This is a genomic window from Myroides pelagicus (genome assembly GCF_009711055.1).
GTDB lineage: Bacteria > Bacteroidota > Bacteroidia > Flavobacteriales > Flavobacteriaceae > Flavobacterium > Flavobacterium pelagicum.
Map to the genome: position 1 here is coordinate 1 of NZ_WMJY01000067.1, position 4,461 is coordinate 4,461.

The following is a 4,461-nucleotide window of genomic DNA, read 5'->3' on the forward strand; positions in this document are numbered from 1 at the left end:
CTATTAAAAACTGTAAAGTTTTTTCAGGACGAGACAAAACACGCTTACGCTAAATAAACAAAGCCACTCAATGAGTGGCTTTGTTGTTATTATTTCAATTTCCCAATACCTATTTTAATTCCGTAAAAAACTGTTCCAAGTATTACCGAGCCGATAAGGATTATCAACCACCAATAAGGTAACACCCATAGAACATAGTATTTGAAAGAACCAATAATATCTTTGTACCAAATCCCTGTTTTACGAAAGGCATCATCAAATAAACCACCTATATAAGTGAACAGAAACATTACTGTTAAGCCCAAAAAAAAATAAATCATCGCTTTTCTCATTAGTCCTTATTTTTATGTGGGTCTGCTTTTTCAAACATTTTATTCCAATCACTAATAGAGTACGAGTTATCACCCATTTTAACCCCTGTAAAATTTCCTTTCTTGTCCGTAGAAATGGAAAAGTTAAAACTTGATATATCTCTCTTATTTTCACCGTCCAAGCTACTGAAGGGCGAACCCTCATAATAACCTATTCCAAGGAATACATTTTGTCCACTCGGGTCTGATATAAATGCTTCGGTACTTGGGAAATTATCTCCTGTAAGTGTTCCGCTTATATCCAACGTTCCTGCTTTTTTGTTTTCTGTAATTGAAAAATCCGAAAACACATCAATATTCGGTGAGCCTGGAACCATTGGGTTTGCTCCTTTAGAATGAGTACCAAACATAAATGTTTTAGAATCTCCGCTTGTTCTTGTTTTAAAACCATCCGTAAATTCAACTGACGGTGTCTCTGTACGACTTCCTGGTAAAAACCTATGAGAAGTAGAGGAACTCCAAGCATTCGCAGATATTTTTGACTTATCTGTATCAAAGTTTATTACCTGATGAACACGAGCCGTTGGTCCTCTTCCATCTGAATAAGATCTAGTATTTGAGTAACCTCTTCCGTCTCCGTGGAAACCACCACCAAAGTATTTAAAAGGTGCAAACGATCTGATAGTTACCGGATATGGTATTCTACCATCTGGGTCTATGAAATTGATAGGGTTGTTGAATACAAAACTGTACGGACTCCACGAAGGCATCACTTCCGCTAATGGGTCAACATTCATCCATCTACCGATAGCAGCATCATAGTTACGAGCTCCATAATCATAGAAGTTTAGTCCTAATTCCTCTTGCTTCTCCTTACCATTGTATTGGTACTTATAATCCTTCATCAGAGCATCATTCTTCTGGTTATATCCCTTATGAGCTAATCCAAAAGGATAATAGTTAGTCTCTTCTATAATCTCACTAGCCTCAATCGTGTTATTATTGTTCTTATCGCTATAAGACAGTCTTACATTGCCTAAGTGGTCTTTATACTGATACACATAAGCATTCGTCTCTGTATTAAAGAATCCTTCGGCTGTAGGTAAGAAACTAAGCTTACCCTTTACATACTGAAACCCTCCTAGGTAATCTGTTAGCGTAACTACGCCTTTCTCTGTTACTTTCTTCTGTGTTTTCTCTCCTGAAGCTGTATAAAGATACTCTATTTTATCTGTCCCAAAATTAATCTCAACAGGTAAATTTAAATGATTGTACTTAATCTTGGTTATTTTCTTGTGTTTATCACTTGTTAAATTACCAAATTCGTCATAAGCGTAATCAGCTCCAGTAGTATTTACTTGTTTAAAACCTTCTTGATTTCCTGAAGCATCTCTTACTGTTGATAGTCTATTACTACCTGATTCATAACCATAGGTTAGTTTATCAATAACCGTTGTTACTCCTGCTAAAGAAGCTCCATTTCTGTCTAGTTTTAAAATGTTTCCATTTTTGTCATATTCTAATTTTTCATCATATAGATTAGCTTTAGAGACTGAGTTTAAATCAGGATCTTTAAAAGAACCCAAGACTAATCTATTTGCACCATCATACACATAACCATAACCGCGCTTTTTATTGTCTATACCACTAGTCCAGATTTGCTCTGAGATATTACCATTGTAAAGCGGTTTTACTCCTGTTAGACCTTGCTCTGGTTTATTATAATTAAGCTTTAAGGCAAACAAAGAGCTTTTGCTATTGTTTACTTGATTTATATTACTGGCGTTATTTACCTCTGTAAGCCATCCTCTTATGTTATATTTATACTGTAATTCTTGTAAGAATGTACTTGTCGTGGGAGTGGTACTAGAGCGTTTTCCTCCAATGCGTTTTTTTTCAAGTCTTCCTAACTCATCATACACATTTTCAAAAAGAACGACTTCAGCTAAACCATTAACCTTATGAGTTTGATGTAGCAGTCTTTCTGCGTGATCATAGACGTATTCTTCTAATACAGTCATTAAAGGAGTTGAAGCATCTTTTTGATGTTTAGTAGTAACCTTTAAAGGCAGACCTGTAAAAGAGTATTTAGTATCTATTTCTGTGTATCCTCCTAGATAATTCTTTGTATAACTTCTAAGAACACGACTGTTATAGTCATATAACATAAAAGTAATATTAGCTTTCTTTTCACTATTTATAGTTATGACTCTATTCCATGTTCCTGTAAGTAATCCTTTCACATTTTGTACAACTTCTTGTCCTTCTATGGCTGTAAAGTTCGTGGCTGCTCCTGGATAAGAGTAATCATCATAGTAATTAATAGCTAATAGAGTTAATCCATCTTTAGGAAATACTGTATTTGTGTAAGCTATTGAAACTCCATCAACAGAAATAGCACCAGCTCTTTTCTCAAAAGAAACAACACTAGCATTCACATTATCCTGAAAGATTTTACGATTAGCTTCACTTGGCACTGTAGCAGAGTAAAAACCACTATACACCACTCTAGAAAGGGCGTCATATTTAGTTATCATCCAGCCTTGTTTCTCTGTTCCAAATGGATCATACACTGGCCCAGAAGCCACAAGTCTATCTCCTTTATCATAAACCATATACTCCCATGACTTACCAGGTAGTTTTTTAGCCACTAGTCGGTTTTTAGTATCATATTTATACTGATAACCTAGTTTTTCTATATTAGTTAAGGTAATATTACCGTTTAATAAGGGAGAAGTAACCACTGATAAATTCCCGTACTGATCATAGATGTAGTAAGTATCTAGTGTTTCTCCAATGCCTGTGGTAGCCCCAGAAGCTCTTAAAGTATTATTAGGTAAATTTTCAACCGCATTAGTTGTCTTGTTAATTTCCTTGTCAGCATTCTTCTCTAGATTATCTACTATTTTATCAAAGTTATCTATTACATCTTGTACTGACTTTCCTTTTAATTCATCACCAAGTATATTACCTACGCTTGGCGTTGGACTTGAAGCTGGAGTATTAGAAGCTGCACTAAAGAGTTTTGGAAGTCCTTGAGTATTGTTATATACTCTTTTTAATACTACTTTCCCTTCTTGATCTTTAAACTCTTCTGTTACATTACCATTTTCATCAGATACAGAGGTCACATAAAGAGAGTTTGCTGGATAAAAACCATTACCAACATTACTAGCTGTGCTATAGTCATAAAATCCTTTACTTGCATTTAATACAGCATTTACACGTCTGTATTTTACTTCGTTTGCTGTATTGAATCGATAGGTAAAATCAACTGTATGATCTCCACTAATTTTCCAGTCTTCGCCAGGAGCACCTGTTTTTAATACTCTTTTAAGTGGTGACTTCTCATATAGAGTCTCACTATAAGGATTTACAGTGTTTTCATACTTAGGAGTTTTATAATAGTTAAGTGCCTCAGTCTTTGCATTAGTATTATACTCCGCACTTCCACTAGCAGTAGGAGAACTTAAGAAGTCTTTAGTCTGACCGATATTTAAATCATATTCCGTATGCTTTACTACACTTTTTTTACTTGGGCTAAGTCCTACTGCAACCTCTTGTATAGGACGACCTAAGCCATCATAGTAGATCACTTGAGTTTTTGAAGATGCAGAAGAACCGTTTAAGGTAGTAGGTTGTGTATATTGAGTACTTTTAGTATAATTCTGTGATGTTGTCTGAGCTAATAGAGTATTTAAATAACAAATACTTAATAGACTTATATATTTATATATTTTCATCTTATTATAGCTTTAGTTGTTTTTATAGTTATACTCATATTCTTGAAGAATATTACCTTTGTCATCCACGATTTGTTTAAGGCGATTTGCTTCATCATATTTATATGATGTATTTATTAGATTTGTATCTATACTACGAATTAAATTATTTCTATTATAAAAATAGGCATTAACAGATCCTTCTGAATTTGAAGACATAAGAGGAAAATAAATAAAATTTAAAAAAGCTCCAATATCATTATACTGCAGTAATTGAGGTATCATATCATTCATTTCTGTATTGAAGGATTGGTTATTCGATTTTAATACTAATTTATTTTGATAATAATAATTTGAAAAATCACTATTATCTTTATCCACATAATGTAAAATGTTGAGGGTGTACCGCCAACTGTGTCACAAAATTA

At 33.8% G+C, this 4,461-nt stretch carries 3 protein-coding genes; all 3 read right to left on the reverse strand.

Annotation, left to right across the window (positions count from 1 at the left end):
* Nucleotides 1–89 precede the first annotated feature (89 nt).
* From GJV77_RS14440 to GJV77_RS15040, 3 genes are read right to left on the reverse strand one after another with little or no spacing between them, the layout of a single operon-like run.
* Nucleotides 90–332, reverse strand: a complete 243-nt coding sequence (locus tag GJV77_RS14440; RefSeq protein WP_155037037.1) for a hypothetical protein — start codon at nt 330–332, stop codon at nt 90–92.
* Nucleotides 332–4,054 carry a DUF6443 domain-containing protein gene (locus tag GJV77_RS14445; RefSeq protein ID WP_155037038.1) on the reverse strand — a complete coding sequence of 1,241 codons (3,723 nt, stop codon included), beginning with the start codon at nt 4,052–4,054 and terminating at the stop codon, nt 332–334. Before GJV77_RS14445 ends, GJV77_RS14440 begins: the two co-directional genes overlap by 1 nt.
* Before the next feature lie 12 nt (nt 4,055–4,066).
* A complete protein-coding gene (locus tag GJV77_RS15040) occupies nt 4,067–4,414 on the reverse strand; it encodes an RHS repeat protein (RefSeq protein ID WP_155037039.1) in 348 nt (115 codons plus the stop codon).
* Between the last annotated feature and the right edge of the window lie 47 nt (nt 4,415–4,461).